Genomic DNA, 15,707 nt, shown 5'->3' on the forward strand with positions numbered 1-15,707 from the left:
CGCGCGCCGCGGGGGCGCGGCGGGCGGCGGCCGTGGGCCGGGCGTCGGGGTGGGCCGCGGGTGTGTGGCGGTGGGCCGGGGGCCGCGCCCGGGGTCAGGCGCGGCGCGCCTCGAACATGAAGCAGCCGAACTCGACGGCCCGCATGTGCACCACCGCCACGCCCGGGTCGTCGAACAGTTCGCCGAGCAGCGCGGACGCGGCGGACGCGTCGGCCGAGCGGCCGTCGTCGAGCAGGTGCCCGTCCAGGATCGAGCCGTCCGGGCGGTAGGCGCGCATCACGCGGCGGGGGCCGCCCATCGCCTCCGGGTATCCGGGCTCGGGCCCGTCGCACGGCTCGGCGTGCACGAACACCGGTCCCAGCTCCTCGTACGGGCCGGGATCGGCGCCGGTCTCGGCCGCCCAGCGCCGCAGCGGCGCGTACGACACCAGCATGATCGTCTCTCCGGGAGCCGAGCGGCGCAGGCAGCACCGCAACGGTGCGCCGCCCTCCTCGTCCACGATCACCCGGGGCTCGCGCCCGGCGTCGTCCGTCTTCCTCAGCTGGTCCAGTACGGCGGGCTCGACGGCCCTGATCTCGAACTCCATGCCCGTCATCCTGCTCGCCCCGCGCCCGGCGGGCTGGCGGGAATCGGCCGGGGCGTTCCGCTCAGCCGCCGGGGAGGGCGAGCAGGACAGAGGCGGTCAGCCGTACGGCGGACGGGGGATGGGAGGGGCAGGGGGCGAAGGGGGACGCCATGATCGTGGTCGGGGTCGACGGCTCGCGCGCCGGAGTGGAGGCCGCCGCGTGGGCCGCACGGGAGGCGGCGCTGCGGCACGCGCCGCTCCGGATCGTGCACGCCATACCGGACTGGGCGTGCCGGACGGCGGGGAAGGGCCCGTACGCCGAGGTGGCGGAGTGGATGCGGTCGGGGGCAGAGCAGGTGCTCGCGGGCGCGGCCGAGCGGGCGGAGGCCGAGGCGCCGCACGTGGAGACGGCCACGGCGATCCTGCCCGGCGACCCCCGCTCCGCGCTGATCGCCGAGGCCGCCGGGGCCGCGCTGCTGGTGGTCGGCAACCACGGGCTCGGCGGCTTCCGCGGCCTGCTGGTCGGCTCCGTCGCGCACGGCGTGGCGGGCCACGCGCCCTGCGACGTCGTGGTCGTCAGGACGGCGCCCGGCGAGCCGGGCGGGGAGGTCGTGGCCGGGGTCGACGGATCACCCGCCGGCGGGAGGTCGCTGGAGTTCGCCTTCGCGGAGGCGGCCCTTCGGCACGCGCCCCTGCGGGCCGTCCACGCGTGGAACCCGTTCGAGGGGCCGCTGCCGGGCGGGCCCCGCGACGAGGAGGGGGAGGCGCGGCTGTTGCGGGAGGCGCTGGAGGGGCCGCGGGCCCGGCATCCGGACGTGGCGGTGACCGAGGAGGTCGTCCGCGGGCACCCCGTGGACGCGCTGCTGCGGGCGTCCGAGGGCGCCGACCTGCTCGTCGTCGGCTCGCGGGGGCACGGGGCCTTCGCCGGGCTGGTCCTCGGCGCGGTCACCCAGCCGCTCCTGCACCACGCGACCTGCCCCCTGGCCGTCGTGCGCCCGGCTGCCCCGGACACTCCCGAGGCCGAGGACCGCTAGCGTCGCCGTACCCTCGGGCGGCGGCCGCTCAGGGGTGGACGAGCTCCAGGACCGCGATGCCGGCGACGACGGTGACGCCCGCCGCGACCCGCCGGCCGCCGAACGGCTCGCGGAGCACCAGCGCGCCGATCACGGCCGCGATGACGATGCTCGTCTCACGCAGGGCCGCGACCGTGGCCAGGTCGCCGTGCGCCTGGGCCCACACCACCAGCCCGTACGCCAGCAGGGACAGCACGCCTCCGGTCAGGCCGCGTCCGGCCGCGGGGCGCAGCCGGCGGACGAGGGAGCGGCCGTGCCGCGCCCACGCGACGAGCGGGAGGACCGGCCCCTGGAGGGCGAAGAGCCAGGCGACGTACCCGACGACGGTTCCCGACTGCCGCACGCCGGTGCCGTCGACGATCGTGTAGGCCGCGATGAGCACCCCGGTTCCGGCGGCGGCCGCGAGCGCCGGCAGCTGGGCCCGTCCGGGCAGGCCGTCCGCCAGGGCCAGGCCGGCCAGGCCGCACGAGATCACCACGATGCCCGCGACGTCCTCGGGAGGCAGCGACCGGCCGAGCACGGTCGTCGACGCCAGGGCCACCAGCAGCGGCGACGTGCCGCGCGCGATCGGGTACATCTGCCCGAAGTCGCCCAGCTGGTAGGCCCGCAGCAGCAGGAACTGGTAGGCCGTCTCAAGCGCGGCCGAGACCGCGATGAACGGCCACGCCGCCGGAGCCGGCAGCGGGGTGAGGCACACCAGGACGGCGGCGCAGCCGGCCTGGGCGAGGCTGATCAGCGCGAAGCCGGCCAGCTTGTCGGGCACCTCGTGGGCCAGCCCGTTCCAGGCGGCGTGCAGCACGGCCGCGGCCAGCACCACGATGGGAACGGCGGCCGACGACGCGACCCCGGCCATGGCGCTCCCGCTGCTGTCTGGAGACGGGTGTCACCCGCTCGTCCCCTTCGTCCCGCCAGTCTCCCACATCCCCTTGGTCCCACCGGTCAGTGAGGGGCGGGCGGCCGGAGACAGGACGGCGCCCCCGGCGGGCATGCCGCCGGGGGCGCCGATCCGGCTGTCGCCGGGCGTCCTACGCGCTCTTGCGCCGCTGCTCCCGCAGGATGGCGAGGCGCTCGTTGAGGACCTCCTCGAGATCCTCGATGGAGCGCCGCTCCAGGAGCATGTCCCAGTGCGTCCGCGGGGGCTTCGCCTTCTTCTGCTGCGGCTGCTCCGCGTCCACCCGCAGGGCCGGGCTGCCGCAGCTGCGGCATTCCCACGTCGTGGGGATCTCGGCCTCGACGGCGAGGGGCACGGTGGTGAGATGGCCCTTCGGGCACGTGTAGGACACCTCCTGGCGCGGCGCCAGGTCGGTGTTGCGGTCGTTCTCGTAGCTGGTCGCGCCGAGCCGGGTACCGCGAAGTGCACGCTCGCCCATGTTTCAAGCCTCCTGAGGTCCCCGCCTTAGAGGGGTTCGTTCGCCACCGCGTACAACGCCTGATACCGTGTGTGGATTCCCAGCCGAGACCTGATCCAATCGCGCTTTTTCCGTCCCTGTGGTCTCAGATGTGCTGCGGCACCTCGTTCCCCGCCTCGCGAACGGCCCGCGGAAGATTCACGGTCATGAGCAGCGCGAAGCCGACCACGAAGAACACGATCAGCGAGACGATCGCGCTGCGGTAGCTGTCGGTGATCTGGAGCGCCAGGGTGAGCGTGAGGGAGCCCAGGAACGCCGAGCCCTTGTCGCTGATCTGGTAGAGGCTGAAGTACTCCGCCTCCCGGCCCGGCGGGATGACCAGCGAGTACAGCGCCCGCGACAGCGCCTGGGTGCCGCCCAGCACGATCGCGATGAGGAACGCGATGGCGTAGAACTGGACGGCCGCGCCCTCCTGCAGGAAGTACGCGACGGCGACCACGGCCGTCCACACGACGAGGCTGGCGAGCACCGTCCGCTTCATCCCGATGACCACGGCGAGGCGTCCGAGGGCGAGCGCGCCGCCGAACGCCACGAACTGCACCATGAGGATCGAGCTGATCTGGGTGGTCTTGCCCAGCCCCAGTTCCTGGTCGGCGTACGTCGCGGAGAAGCCGATCACCGTCTGGACGCCGTCGTTGTAGATCAGGTACGCGGCGAGGAACAGCAGCGTGCGGGGGTAGCGGCGCAGGTCGGCGATGGTCCGCCCGAGCTGGCGGAAGCTGCCGGTGACGGCCCGGCCCGCGGTCGCGTCGTGGGTGGCCACCGGCCGGTTGCGCAGCCGCAGCATCGGGATGACCGTGAAGGCGGCCCACCACATGCCGGCCGAGGCCAGGCTGACCCGCACGGCCAGGCCCGTCTCGACGGCCCCGGACAGGTACAGCACGAGGTTCAGCGCGAGCAGGAGACCGCCGCCGAGGTAGCCGAAGCCCCAGCCCCTGCTGGAGATCGCGTCGCGCTCCTCCACCCCGGAGATCTGGGGGAGGAACGAGTCGTACACCACGCGGGCCGAGCCGTACACGACGTTGGCGAGCAGGAACAGCGCGCCGCCGAGCGCGTAGCCGCCCCCGGAGACGAAGTAGAACCCGAGCGTCGCCGCCGCGCCCAGGTAGGCGAGGAACGCCAGGATCTGCTTCTTGCGGCCCGTGTGGTCGGCCAGCGCGCCGACGACCGGCATGATCACGATCTGCAGCAGCACCGAGATCGTCACGAGGGCCGTGAAGTACGCCTTCGGCCGCAGGTCGAGCCCGAGGAACGACACGAAGCCGTCCTCGCCGCCGGCGGCCGTGGTCGCGACCGAGGTCAGGTACGGCCCCAGGAAGACGGTCAGGACCGTCGTCTGGAAGGCCGAGTCGGCCCAGTCGTACCAGTACCAGCCGCGCTGCTCGCGCCGCCGGGCGGCGGGCGCGGCCTCGTCGACGACCTGGGGGACGGTCATGCTCTCTCCTCGCCTACGGGGCGGTCGTGCGGGGGTGCCACTGGCCGCGCGACTCCAGCACGTCGCGCAGGCCGCTGATGTTGTCGGTCATGATCCCGTCGACGCCGAGGTCGAGCAGGTACGCCATGGTGACGGGGTCGTCCACGGTCCACACGTGCACCTGCATGCCGATCGCGTGGGCCGTGCGGACGAGCGAGCGGGTGGTCACCCGCATCCCGCGGAAGCCGATCGGCACCTGGGCGCACGGCACGCCGGCCCGGGCCAGGCCGGCGAGGAGGCGGCCGTACCCGCCGCTCGCGGCGGCGGTCCGCAGGGCGGCGATGCCGCGCGGGCCGAGCGAGGAGCACACCTCGCGGCCCACGGCCCGGCGCGCCTGCGCGAGGCGCAGGTCGGAGAACGACGTGAGGCACACCCGGTCGTGGGCGCCGGTGCGGCGGATGGCCCGGGCCAGCGGCAGGATCGCCGCGGCCTCCTTGACGTCGATGTTGAACCGGACGTCCGGCCAGGTGCCGAGGAGATCCTCGATCAGCGGGATCTCGTCGCGACCGCCGATCCGCGCCTTGGCGACCTCCCGGTAGGGCAGGTCCGCGATGCGGCCGGAGCGGTCGGTCACCCGGTCGAGCGTGTGGTCGTGGAAGGCCAGCAGGACGCCGTCGGCGGTCGCGTGCGCGTCGGTCTCCAGGTAGGAGTAGCCGAGCTCGACGGCCCTGGAGAAGGCGGCCATGGTGTTCTCGCGGCCCTCGGCCGCTCCGCCGCGGTGCGCGAAGGCGAGCGGCCCGGGATGGTCGAGGAACGCGAAACGGCGGTGCACGAGCAGGAGTATGCCGGGTGCCGGACCGGGCCGTCAGCGCGGGGAGGTGAACATTTCAGTCACGGACCTCCCATTTGCGCCCCCGGTCTCATCTCTGCCCCTGCAGCAACTGGGTGTCCCCGCCGAGGGCGGACTGCGTGGCGGTGTCGACCTGGGACGTGATGTCGATGCCGTTCCTGAGCTGGGTCCACAGCCCGAGGACGGCGGCAGCCTGGGCGACGATGAGCGCCACGCCGCTGCCCGCCGTCCCGAGGCGGTAGACCACGGCCACGGGCGTGAGCCGGGAGGCGAGGCCGCCCGGGCGCGTCTGGAGCGTGCGCGCGTCCATGAGCACGGCGACGACGGTGAGGACCAGGAAGAGCAGCAGGACGCGGACGAGGGAGCCGCGGACCGGGGCCTGGCCCAGCAGGTTGTTCAGCACGGCGTGGGCCCCCGTCGCCGCGGCGTACGCGAGGACGGGGACGACGCCCTTGAGGTACCCCCGCCTCCCCGGCAGGCGCCGCCACAGCGCGCCGAGGACGAACCCCGCGACCGGCCAGATCAGCAGGCCGCCCACGAGGTCTCCGGCGAGGCCGGCGAACCCGCCGGGGTCGCGGAGCCGGTCCAGCCACCCGTCGTGCCCCCGGCTGTCGGTGCTCCAGGTGGCCCAGATGATGAAGGCGGCGGCCGGCGCCCCGACGTAGGCGGCGTACCGGGCGGCGAGGCGGGCGTTGACCCACCAGGAGGCGCCCGGGCCGCGCGCCAGCGCGACGTCCAGCGGGCTCAGGCCGTCCTCGCGGTCGGGGTCGAGGCCGATCTCGCCGCGCAGGCGGCGGATCCGCTTCACGACGGGGTCGTTCTCGCGCCCGTAGGCGTCGTCGTCGAGGTCCCCGGAGGCCCACCGCTGCCGGAGCCGCCTCTCCCGCGACTCCAGGTCCCGGTACTCCTCCACGACCACGGCCAGCCGGCGCCGCGAGACGGCCGGCACCGCGACCTCGCGACGCACGGTCAGGCGCGACAGCAGCGGCAGCGCGGCGAGACCGGCGAGCGCCGCGAGCGGCAGCGGGAGGCCGGCGTACGTGTTGGGCCACCTGATCGTGCCGACCACGAAGAGGAACACGATGAGCCACCACACCGGCGGCTCCAGGCTGTCGGAGCGGCGCCCGTGCAGGCGCAGCAGCAGCAACAGCAGGAGCACGATCAGGGGCCAGAGCAGGTACGCCAGGGTGTTCAGCGTGAAGAACGGCGACACGGCCTCCTGGGGGAGCACCCCCGTGGCGGACCGGGTGGCGACGGCGGTGTGGACGACGAGGCCGGCCGACATCAGCGCGAGGCCGGGGACGGCCCAGCGCAGGAGGGCACGGACGGCGTCCGGTGTCCTCCCGCCGCCGACCCCGCCGCCGACCCCGCCGCCGACCCCGCCGCCGACCCCGCCGCCGACTCTGGCGGCGCGGACCGCGATCGCCCAGGCCGCCCCGGTCGCCAGCAGCGCCGCGGAGAGGGCGGGCGCCAGCCGTACGGCGTCCGGCGCGGCGTCGCCCCGCGTCGGCCACGCCAGCGCCAGGCCGGCGACGGCGGCCAGCACGAGGCCGGCGCGGCGCGGGCGGGTCCGCGACAGCGGCCAGGCGGCCAGGCACAGCGCCGCCGCGACGGTGAGCTGGGCCGCCAGGTCGAGCACGCCGAGGACGCCGGCCAGGAAGAACGTGCCGGTGAGCACGCCCGCCAGCAGGATGGTGGCCGTCGCGAGGATCAGGCCGAGCGCCCCCAGGGTGATCCTGATCAGCCGGCGCTCGCGGGTGTCCCGCGACCGCCGGTAGAGCCTCGCGAGGAGCCCCGCCGGCAGCAGGTACGGCAGTGCGAAGGCCAGGTACGTCGCGATCGCGCCCGCCGACGGGCCCTGGAGCCGCACCCAGCGCTGGAACGCCGACCTGTCCGACATCCGCAGGGCGATCTCGACCCGCGGAGGCGTGGCGGCGTCCCGCCAGACGTAGGTCTGACCGGGCAGCGCCGCCGACGGCAGGGGCGCGACCCGCCGTACGGGGAACTCGGGCGCCCGGAAGGTCACCGCCCGCCAGGTCGCGTGGGCCAGCGCGGGCGGCGGGTCCCCCGCCGAGGGCAGCAGCGCGACGAACCGGGTCCAGCCCGACACCCGGCTGCCCCACAGGCCCGCCGCCTCGGCGCCCCAGAGGGAGTCGGACACGTCCAGGGCCGTCTCCTCGGTGCTCTGCACGACGACCTCCGCGCCGTCGCCCGAGATGGTGACCGCGGCCGACGCCGGGCGGCCGCCGGTGAACAGGCAGCCGAAGGCGTCGTCGCCTGACGCGTCGGCGAGCAGACCGGCCGCGCCCGGCCAGTCGCGCGGGACGCCGATCCGGGTGGTGCTCCTCAGCCGCGTGCTGTCGTACCCGCGCTCGGACACGGCCGCCGACGTCTCCACCCAGGCGTAGCGGGGAGGCGGCTGGGCGCACCCGGAGCCGTCCGCGGCCGCCGGAGGGAGCCGGAACGCCAGGACGACGAGCACGATTCCCGCAACAGTCCCCGCAACAGCCGCAAGCCGCCGCACAACCGACCTCCCCGGAGTCGAACGGTCCCCAAGGATGAGTCGGGCGAAAGTGGCTTTTGGTTACAACGAGTCAGGAGAGCCGTCCGGTGGCGCGGGCGTCACCCCTCCCGCGGCTCCGGCAGGGACGTCCACTCCCGGCGCCGCGCCTCGGCCATCGCGATCGCGGCGGCGACCGCCACGTTCACCGACCCGACCCGGCCGACCTGCGGGATGTACGCGACCGCGTCGGCCGCCTCCAGCGAGGCGGGGGAGCAGCCGTGGTCCTCGCTCCCCAGCAGCAGGCACACGTCGCCGTCCAGCTTCGCCTCGTGCAGCGGCGCGGCGTCGCCGGTGAGCTCGACCGCCACCACCCGGAAGCCGTCCTCCCGCGCTGCCCGCACCGCCTCGGCGACCGGGACCGGCTCGTGCCACTCGACCAGCCGGTCGGTGCCGAGCGCGATCTTCTGCGCCTTGGGGTTGGTCGGCGGGGTGGCGTTGCCGGCCAGCCAGATCGTGTCGGCGCCGAACGCGGCCGCCGTGCGGAAGATCGACCCGATGTTGAACGGGCCCGTCACCGACTCCAGGATCAGCCCGAGGCGGCCCTCGGTGGCGCGGCGCCAGGTGCGGTTGAGCCGCTTGACGTCGGTCGGCCGCAGCTGCCTGCGGGGGTTCGGGGTGGTCATCGCTCGCTCACCGTTCTCCGTCGCGCTCGGGAATGCCGTCGTGGATGCCGTCCCCGGGCGGGGCGTCGACGCGCAGGACCCGGTAGGCGGCGCGTGAGGCGACCCGGGAGGTGGGGTGGCCCTGGTCGCCGAGCCAGCGCTGGAGCGAGTCGGAGCCGAGGTGCTTCTGCACCACCAGGTAGGCGGAGCCGCCGGGGGCGAGCCTGCCCAGCCAGAGGCTCAGCATCTCGTGCAGGGCCGTCTTGCCGATCCGGATGGCCGGGTTCGACCAGATGGCGCGGAACCGCACCCCGTCGGGCACCTCGTCCACGTGAACCGGCCTTACTTTGTCAAGGCCGGCGCTCGCGGCGTTCCGCCCGCACAGCTCCAGCGAACGGCGGTTGACGTCGACGGCCCAGACGGTCGCGCCGGGCGCCCTCGTCGCCATGGTCAGCGCGATCGGCCCGTAGCCGCAGCCCAGGTCGAGCAGGTCGCCCTCCGCCGGGGGCGCCGGGACCGTCTCCAGCAGCACCCGCGTGCCCGGGTCGACCCGCTCGGGGGAGAACACGCCCCGGTCGGTCTCCAGCCGCAGGTGCAGATCCGGGAGGACCAGGCTGACCACACCCGGCCGGCTGGCCGCCTGGGGACGCTCCTCGAAGTAATGGGCCACGTGCCCAAACGTACCAACGACGTGGCCCTGTGATCGCCGGGCGGCGGGCGTCAGGGGATACGAGAGCCGAGCAGCATGGCGGCCCCCGCCAGCAGCAGGCCCGCCACGACCGCCGCGATGATGAACCGCTGGGTGATCTCCTCGTGCACGACCTTGTAGCCGAGCGAGGTGCCGATCTGCGCGTAGACGTCGCGCAGCTCGCTGCCCGACTCCGCCGTGTACGCCCGGCCGCCGGTCCCGTCGGACAGCGACTTCAGCGTCGCCTTGTTGACCGGCACCTGGACCGAGCGGTTGTCGATGGTCACGGTGCCGTCCGGGGTGCCGTACGCGATGGTGGAGACGGGCACCTTGGCGCCGACGGACGCCTCGATGGCCTCGTTCACCGAGCGGCCCGAGGTGTTGTCGCCGTCGGACAGCAGCACGATCGCGGAGGGCGGCGGGTCGGTGACGGCCCGCTGGTCGAACGACCTGATCGAGTCGAGCGAGTTGAACACCGCCTCCCCGATGGCCGTGCCGGGCCGGGTGGTCAGGTTGGAGATCGAGGTGACGACGGCCGCGTGGTCGGTCGTGGGGGAGATGACCACGGCCGCCGACCGGGCGAAGGCCACCACGCCGACGTTGAACCGCTCGGGCAGGTCGTTGACGAACTGCTGGGCCGCCTGCTTGGCCGCGATCAGCCGGGTCGGCGTGACGTCGCCCGACTCCATCGACAGCGAGACGTCCACGGCGATCATGATGGTGGCGCGATCCCGGGGCACCCGGACCGCGTCCGCAGGCCGGGCCGCGCCGAGGACCAGCAGGGACATCATCAGCAGGAACAGCACGGCCGGGACGTGCCGCCGCCACGCCGGCCGCTCGGGCGCGACCAGCGACAGCAGCGCCAGGTTGGTGAAGCGGACGGTGTAGCGGCGCCGGGTGAACTGCATCGCCACGTACGCCGCGGTCAGGGCGGCGACGAGGACGAACAGCCACAGCCAGCCGGGAGACAGAAAGGTCACGATCCCGCCCCTCTGGTGGCGGCCATGCGGCGCATGAGGTGGGAGGCGCGCCGCTGCCGGAGGACGAACTGGGCGATGTCGACGACCCAGTCCCGGTCGGTGCGCAGGACCAGGTGGGCCGCGCCGGCGCGGCGCAGGGCGAGCTGGTTGGCCTCCCGCTGGGCGGCGGCGGCCTCGGCGTACCGGGTGCGGAGCCGGGGGGACAGGTAGACGTCGCGGGAGCGGCCGCTCTCGGGGTCGGCGAGCGTGACGAGGCCGACGTCGGGGAGTTCGAGCTCGCGGGGGTCGATCACCTCGATCGCGAGCACCTGGTGCCGGGAGGCCATGCGGCGCAGGGGGCGCTCCCAGGTGCCGGGGTCGTCGAGGAAGTCGGACACGACGACCCGCAGCCCGCGCTTGCGGTGGGCGGAGCTCATCATCTCCAGGGCCGGGCCGAGCTCGGCCGAGCCCTGCGGAGCCGGAGGGGCGCCGAGCAGCGACTGGAGCAGCGCGAACAGCGCGGGCCGGCCCGGCCGCGCGGGGTAGCGGTGCACGTCGTCGCCGTGCAGGATGTACGCCCCGAACCGGTCGCCGACGCGGCTGGTCAGGAAGCCGATCGCGCCGACCGCCGAGATCACCAGGTCGCGCTTGGCCATGTCGGCGGTGCCGAAGTCCATGCTGGCCGTCAGGTCGGCCAGCGCCCACGTCTCCAGCTCCCTGTCGGCGATGAGGTCCCGCACGTGGGGGACGGTCGTACGGGCCGTCACCGCCCAGTCCATCCGCCGGACGTCGTCCTCCCCGGGGACGTACAGGCGGGTGTCGCCCAGCTCGCTGCCCGGGCCGGGGATCAGGCCCTGGTGGCGGCCCTGGAGCAGCCCGTCGAGCCGCCGGACCACGGTCAGCTCCAGGCGCCGCAGCGCCTGCTCGGGGGTCGCGCCGCTCACCGGTCCCTCACCTCGTCTCCCCGTCCCGGTCCGCCGTCCCGGACCGTCGCGCCGTCACCGCTGGCCCTGGTTCCACACGACCAGCGGCGGCGGCACGGCCTGGAGGATCTGGCGCACGACCTCGCCGGCGTCCACGTCGTCGGCGAGCGCGTCGAAGGTCAGCATCAGGCGGTGCGACATCACGTCCGTCGCGACGTCGCGGACGTCCTCGGGCAGCAGGTAGTCGCGCCCCCGCAGCAGGGCGAGGGCCCGCCCGGCCGAGATCAGGCCAAGGGTGGCGCGCGGGCTCACGCCGATCTCGATGGTCTCCTCCAGGTCCCGCAGGCCGTACTCGCGGGGGTTGCGGGTGGCCATGACCAGCCGTACGACGTAGTCGGCGACGAGCTGGTGGACCGACACCTCCTCGGCCATGTCCTGCAGTCGCAGCAGCCGCGCCGGGTCGAGCACGGGCTTGGGCACCGGCGGCCGGACGCTCATGCGGTGGAGGATCTCCAGCTCCTCGTGGGCCGTGGGGTGCTCCACCCGCACCTTGAACAGGAAGCGGTCGCGCTGCACCTCGGGCAGCGGGTAGACCCCCTCGGACTCGATCGGGTTCTGTGTGGCCAGCACGATGAACGGCCGCGGCAGCGGGTGGGTGCGGCCCGCGAGCGTGACCTGCCGCTCGGCCATCACCTCGAGCAGCGCCGACTGCACCTTGGCCGGGGCCCGGTTGATCTCGTCGGCGAGCAGGAAGTTGACGAACACCGGCCCCAGCTCGATGTCGAACTGTTCGCTGCTCGGGTGGTAGACCCGGGTGCCGACGATGTCGCTGGGCACCAGGTCGGGGGTGAACTGGACGCGGGCGAACGTGCCGCCCACGACCGTGGCGAGGGTCGAGGCGGCGAGCGTCTTGGCCACGCCGGGAACCCCTTCGAGGAGGCAGTGCCCGCGCGCCAGCAGCGCCACCAGCAGCCGCTCCACCATGTGGTCCTGGCCGACGATCACACGCCGGACCTCGCCCAGCGCCTCCTGGAGCGTCTCGAGCTCCAGGCCGTCCTCGCCGGTCTTCTCGTTCGTCGCCACGCCCTTGCCGGGCTCCGGGTCACTGCGTTCATCGGCAACGGTCATGAGCGTTATTCAATCGTGACTCGGCTGGAGAATCCATTTCTCAACCATTTGCCCGCCCGGCCGCGTGCCACACCCCGCGCGCCGTCGTGTGTTTTCATGTGGGGTGATGGCCACTCCGCTGCAGTACGGCGACCCGCCCCACCTGGGGCCGTTCGTGCTGCAGGCGCGCCTGCTCACGGCCCCGGCCGGGCTCGTCTACCTGGGGCAGGGTCCCGACGGCCGGGTGGTGTCGGTGGCGGTCCTGACCAGCGGGGCCGCGCTCGACGCGGCTGCCCGCGACCGCTTCGTCACCGCGATCAGGGAGGCCCAGCAGAGCCGCTCGGGCGTGTGGGCCTGGGGGGCGTCGATCGTCGACCGGGTCCGCGGCCGCGCGCCGGTGGAGCGCCCGCCGGTCCTCGCCATGCAGGACGGGGAAGCCCCCTGGGTGGCGGTGCCGTACGTGCCGGGCGGGCCGGGGGCCGAGCGGTTCCTCGACCCGGTGATGGTCTCGGGCACGCTGATCGGGCAGCGCCACGGCCCCGACTTCGTGCCCCACTGGCTGGGCGACCGCAACCCGGCGCTGCCGGCGCCGCCCGCCCCCGCCCCGCCGCCGGTCGCGACCCGGCGCTCGGTCGTGCTCGCCTCGACCCTGCTGGCCACGCTGGTGGCGGTGCTGCTGGTGATGCTGTGGCTGATGCTGTTCCGGGGGGACGAGGACCAGTCGCCGCCGCGGCCGCTGCCCGCGACGAACTTCGTGCCCACGCCGCCGCCCGTGCCCACGACGCCCGAGCCCCAGCAGCCGTCCCCGACGCCGTCTCAGGGCGGCACCGGCAGCCAGACCCCCGCCCCCGAGGACCAGGAGGACTCGGGCGAGCCCATCTGACCCTCCGGTCAGCGTTTGCGGACGAGCACGGTCCAGGAGTGCGGCGGGACCAGGGCCGGGTCGGCCGAGGCCGGTCCTTCGGCGACCGTCAGGTGGGAGACGCCGACGGGGAACCGGTAGGGCGTGTCGTGGACGTTGAGCAGCGTGAGGACCTCGGCCGCGCCGTCGCCGGCCGACCGGAGGGCGAGGGCCCGGCCGGCGACGTGGACGGCCTCCGTACAGGCCCGGACCAGCCACGGGTTCCGGCGCCGCAGCCCGATGAGGCGCTGGTGGAGGCGGTAGGCCGGCCACCCGTGCGGCGCGAGGTCCCCGGGGGCGGCGGGGAACGCCGGCCGGATCGCGTCGTCGCCGCCCGCCCGTTCCTCCTTCACCCCCCGGAACGCCTGCTCGTCGCCGTAGTACACGCTCGGGACGCCGCCCACCGTCATCAGTACGGCGAGGGCGTGGCCCAGGTGGCGGGGGTCGCCGAGCCGGCTCGCCAGGCGGGTCACGTCGTGGTTGCCCGTGAAGGTCATCGGGGCGAACGTCTCCAGGAATCCGTTGTGCCGGTCGAGCGCCCAGGCCAGCTCGAAGAAGTTGCCGTCGTTGAGGGAGCTCCAGATCGCCTTCCACAGCTCGTACTGGGTGACGGAGTCGAGCCCGCCCTCCGTGACGTAGGCCGTGTAGTCGCCGTGGATCACCTCGCCGGTGAACCAGGCGTCCGGGTGCGCCCGCCGCACGCGGGTCAGCGCCTCGCGCCAGAAGGGGAGCGGCACCGCGTACGCCGCGTCGAGCCGCCAGCCGGACGCGCCCCTGCCCAGCCAGTGGTCCATCACGGAGACGACGTGATCGAGGACGGCCGGTTCGCCGTGATCGAGCGCGACCAGGTGGTCGTGCCCCTCGAACGTGGCGAAGCCCCCGGTCCCCGTCCCGGGCCGGAACCAGCGGGCCGCGGGCGAGCCGGGCCCGTCGGCGGCGGCCCGGGCGAAGGCCGGGAAGCCGCGGCCCACGTGGTTGAACACCCCGTCGAGCAGCAGCCGCAGGCCCCGGCGCCGGGCCTGCGCCACGAGGTGGTCGAAGTCGCCGTCGTCGCCGAGCCGGGGGTCGATCCGGAAGTGGTCGACCGTGTCGTACCCGTGGGTCTCCGAGGCGAAGATCGGGCCGAGGAGCAGGCCCGAGCAGCCGAGGCCGACCGCGTAGTCCAGCCAGGCGTCCAGGTGGCGCAGCCGGTGCCGGACCGGCTCGCCCGGGGGAGGCGCGACGGCCGGCGCTCCGGTGAAGCCCAGCGGGTACACCTGCCACCAGATCGCGTGGTCATGCCACGTCCCCATCGCGCGCTCCCCTCGTCGACCGTTGTCCCGGCGCCGTGCCCTGCGTGGACGGCGTGGTCCCCGGCGCTCGCGGGGCTGTCCGCCGTGCCGGAGACGCCGTGTCCTCTGCCCGCCGGGGTGGCCACGGCAGCGCCCCCGCGCCGACCGCGATCACGCCACCCGCCACCGTCGCGCCCAGCCGTACGGCGAGGGTGGACGGCGGCGCCGCGCGCCCGGCCTCGAGCATGAGCACGACCAGCGGGGTCATCACGGCCGCGTACAGCGCGGGCCGCCGGTCCCGCAGCAGCGGCCGCGCCGCGGCCAGCGCCGACACCGCGGCGATGAACGACCAGGGCGGCAGGGCCCGCAGCAGCAGGAACGCGGTGGCCAGCGCCCCCGCCGCCGTCCCGGCCGCCCGTTCGGCCGCCCGGCGCACGGCGCCGCTCCGCGGCCGCACGACGATGACGACCGTGACCGCCACCCAGGACGCCCTGGGCCGGTCCCACAGGACGGCGACGGCCTCGGCCGCGGCCAGGGCCGCGGTGATCCGCACCGGGTACCGCCACGACTCCGGGCGGCGCAGCGACCTCCACCAGCGCCGGACCCGGGCGCCGAAGGGCCGCCGGGTTGGCCGGGCGTGGGGTGTACGCGGCCTCCGGGCGTGCCAGATCCGGCCCGCGGCGGCCGTGACCGTCAGTGCCCAGGCGGCTCCCGCGGCGAGGAGCACCGCCACGCCGAGCGGGTGGGCGACCGCCTCCATGCCGGTGGAGATCACCATGTACGTGACGAACCGGATGGCCGTCTTCGTGGCGGCCCTGCTGAACCGTCCGAGGACGGACGCCACGAGGGCCGCGACGACGACGGCTCCGGCGGTGACCCATCCCCGCCCGGCGACGGCGGTCCCGAGGAGCCCCGCGACCGCCACGGTCCCCGCCCGCAGGGCCGCGCGCCCGGCCCCCGCGTCCTCCCTCGAAGCGGCGACGTCGGTCGCCTCCCCAGCCGGTCTCGCGTCCCGTTCGGCCGCCCCGGCTCGGGACGCGTTCGCGATCGGGGACGCGTTCGCGATCGGGGGCGCGGAGACGGCCATCGCGCCGACGGCGGCCAGCGTCCCCGCCTCCAGGTGGCCGGTCAGGATCCCGCACAGCACGGGACCGCCCATGCCCGCCCCGGCGGCGATCATCCGGATCACAGAGGGACGGGATCGCGTGAGCGCGCGCCTGACGGCCACCCGGACGGCCCGCCCGCGTGCCGCCGTCGTTCCGCGGGTGTTCCGCCTCCGCATCCCGTCCACCTCCCTCCACCGCTCAACGCTAAGCATTGCGTACGATATCAACACGAGGAAGGTCGGGAAGCACGCGCTCGCCCTCGAATAACGGTAAGCG

15 protein-coding genes are annotated in these 15,707 nt (G+C 74.8%); 2 read left to right on the plus strand and 13 right to left on the minus strand.

Annotated features, from left to right (window positions below):
* Positions 1–94: 94 nt before the first annotated feature.
* Complete coding sequence (locus tag Mco01_RS24040) at positions 95–586, minus strand: DUF1203 domain-containing protein (protein ID WP_204059165.1); 492 nt, start codon at positions 584–586, stop codon at positions 95–97.
* A 149-nt stretch (positions 587–735) separates the two neighbouring features.
* Between Mco01_RS24040 and Mco01_RS24045 the strand changes: the two genes are divergently transcribed.
* Entirely contained in the window at positions 736–1,599 is an 864-nt protein-coding gene (locus Mco01_RS24045; RefSeq protein ID WP_204059166.1) for a universal stress protein, read from the plus strand.
* A gap of 28 nt (positions 1,600–1,627) precedes the next feature.
* Here Mco01_RS24045 and Mco01_RS24050 read toward each other — a convergent pair whose 3' ends face one another.
* From Mco01_RS24050 to Mco01_RS24095, 10 genes are all read right to left on the minus strand, one after another.
* On the minus strand, positions 1,628–2,491 hold the full coding sequence (locus Mco01_RS24050; RefSeq protein WP_204059167.1) for an EamA family transporter: 864 nt from the start codon (positions 2,489–2,491) through the stop codon (positions 1,628–1,630).
* Positions 2,492–2,663: 172 nt separating this feature from the next.
* Entirely contained in the window at positions 2,664–3,008 is a 345-nt protein-coding gene (locus tag Mco01_RS24055) for an RNA polymerase-binding protein RbpA (RefSeq protein ID WP_036318896.1), read from the minus strand.
* Between the two features lie 124 nt (positions 3,009–3,132).
* Complete coding sequence (locus tag Mco01_RS24060; protein WP_204059168.1) at positions 3,133–4,482, minus strand: MFS transporter; 1,350 nt, start codon at positions 4,480–4,482, stop codon at positions 3,133–3,135.
* A gap of 13 nt (positions 4,483–4,495) precedes the next feature.
* The gene (locus tag Mco01_RS24065) at positions 4,496–5,293 is read right to left on the minus strand and encodes a glycerophosphodiester phosphodiesterase family protein (RefSeq protein WP_204059169.1); all 798 of its coding nucleotides are present in this window, start codon (positions 5,291–5,293) and stop codon (positions 4,496–4,498) included.
* 88 nt (positions 5,294–5,381) lie between these two features.
* Positions 5,382–7,793: a DUF6185 family protein gene (locus Mco01_RS24070; protein ID WP_204059170.1), complete on the minus strand. Its 2,412-nt coding sequence runs from the start codon at positions 7,791–7,793 to the stop codon at positions 5,382–5,384.
* A gap of 140 nt (positions 7,794–7,933) precedes the next feature.
* A complete protein-coding gene (locus Mco01_RS24075) occupies positions 7,934–8,497 on the minus strand; it encodes a TrmH family RNA methyltransferase (protein ID WP_204059171.1) in 564 nt (187 codons plus the stop codon).
* A 7-nt stretch (positions 8,498–8,504) separates the two neighbouring features.
* Positions 8,505–9,146 carry a class I SAM-dependent methyltransferase gene (locus Mco01_RS24080; protein ID WP_204059172.1) on the minus strand — a complete coding sequence of 214 codons (642 nt, stop codon included), beginning with the start codon at positions 9,144–9,146 and terminating at the stop codon, positions 8,505–8,507.
* A gap of 50 nt (positions 9,147–9,196) precedes the next feature.
* Positions 9,197–10,144 carry a VWA domain-containing protein gene (locus Mco01_RS24085; protein ID WP_036318909.1) on the minus strand — a complete coding sequence of 316 codons (948 nt, stop codon included), beginning with the start codon at positions 10,142–10,144 and terminating at the stop codon, positions 9,197–9,199.
* A complete protein-coding gene (locus Mco01_RS24090) occupies positions 10,141–11,067 on the minus strand; it encodes a DUF58 domain-containing protein (protein WP_204059173.1) in 927 nt (308 codons plus the stop codon). Before Mco01_RS24090 ends, Mco01_RS24085 begins: the two co-directional genes overlap by 4 nt.
* Before the next feature lie 54 nt (positions 11,068–11,121).
* Entirely contained in the window at positions 11,122–12,174 is a 1,053-nt protein-coding gene (locus tag Mco01_RS24095) for an AAA family ATPase (protein WP_204059174.1), read from the minus strand.
* Positions 12,175–12,280: 106 nt separating this feature from the next.
* On the opposite strand from Mco01_RS24095, the gene Mco01_RS24100 reads away from it, so the two are divergent.
* Positions 12,281–13,036, plus strand: a complete 756-nt coding sequence (locus Mco01_RS24100) for a hypothetical protein (protein ID WP_204059175.1) — start codon at positions 12,281–12,283, stop codon at positions 13,034–13,036.
* Positions 13,037–13,044: 8 nt separating this feature from the next.
* Here Mco01_RS24100 and Mco01_RS24105 read toward each other — a convergent pair whose 3' ends face one another.
* Positions 13,045–14,346 (minus strand): alpha-amylase family protein, encoded by a 1,302-nt coding sequence (locus Mco01_RS24105; protein WP_204059176.1) that lies wholly within the window; start codon positions 14,344–14,346, stop codon positions 13,045–13,047.
* Positions 14,330–15,505, minus strand: a complete 1,176-nt coding sequence (locus tag Mco01_RS24110) for an FUSC family protein (protein ID WP_239103880.1) — start codon at positions 15,503–15,505, stop codon at positions 14,330–14,332. Before Mco01_RS24110 ends, Mco01_RS24105 begins: the two co-directional genes overlap by 17 nt.
* Positions 15,506–15,707 lie beyond the last annotated feature (202 nt).

The sequence above is a fragment of the Microbispora corallina genome, assembly GCF_016863035.1.
In the GTDB taxonomy this organism is placed as follows: Bacteria; Actinomycetota; Actinomycetes; order Streptosporangiales; family Streptosporangiaceae; genus Microbispora; species Microbispora corallina.

Coding starts and splice junctions, on each gene's coding strand:
- Mco01_RS24040 (WP_204059165.1), bottom strand. CDS start 586: ATGGAGTTCGAGATCAGGGCCGTCGAGCCCGCCGTACTGGACCAGCTG.
- Mco01_RS24045 (WP_204059166.1), top strand. CDS start 736: ATGATCGTGGTCGGGGTCGACGGCTCGCGCGCCGGAGTGGAGGCCGCC.
- Mco01_RS24050 (WP_204059167.1), bottom strand. CDS start 2,491: ATGGCCGGGGTCGCGTCGTCGGCCGCCGTTCCCATCGTGGTGCTGGCC.
- Mco01_RS24055 (WP_036318896.1), bottom strand. CDS start 3,008: ATGGGCGAGCGTGCACTTCGCGGTACCCGGCTCGGCGCGACCAGCTAC.
- Mco01_RS24060 (WP_204059168.1), bottom strand. CDS start 4,482: ATGACCGTCCCCCAGGTCGTCGACGAGGCCGCGCCCGCCGCCCGGCGG.
- Mco01_RS24075 (WP_204059171.1), bottom strand. CDS start 8,497: ATGACCACCCCGAACCCCCGCAGGCAGCTGCGGCCGACCGACGTCAAG.
- Mco01_RS24095 (WP_204059174.1), bottom strand. CDS start 12,174: ATGACCGTTGCCGATGAACGCAGTGACCCGGAGCCCGGCAAGGGCGTG.
- Mco01_RS24100 (WP_204059175.1), top strand. CDS start 12,281: ATGGCCACTCCGCTGCAGTACGGCGACCCGCCCCACCTGGGGCCGTTC.
- Mco01_RS24105 (WP_204059176.1), bottom strand. CDS start 14,346: ATGGGGACGTGGCATGACCACGCGATCTGGTGGCAGGTGTACCCGCTG.
- Mco01_RS24110 (WP_239103880.1), bottom strand. CDS start 15,505: ATGATCGCCGCCGGGGCGGGCATGGGCGGTCCCGTGCTGTGCGGGATC.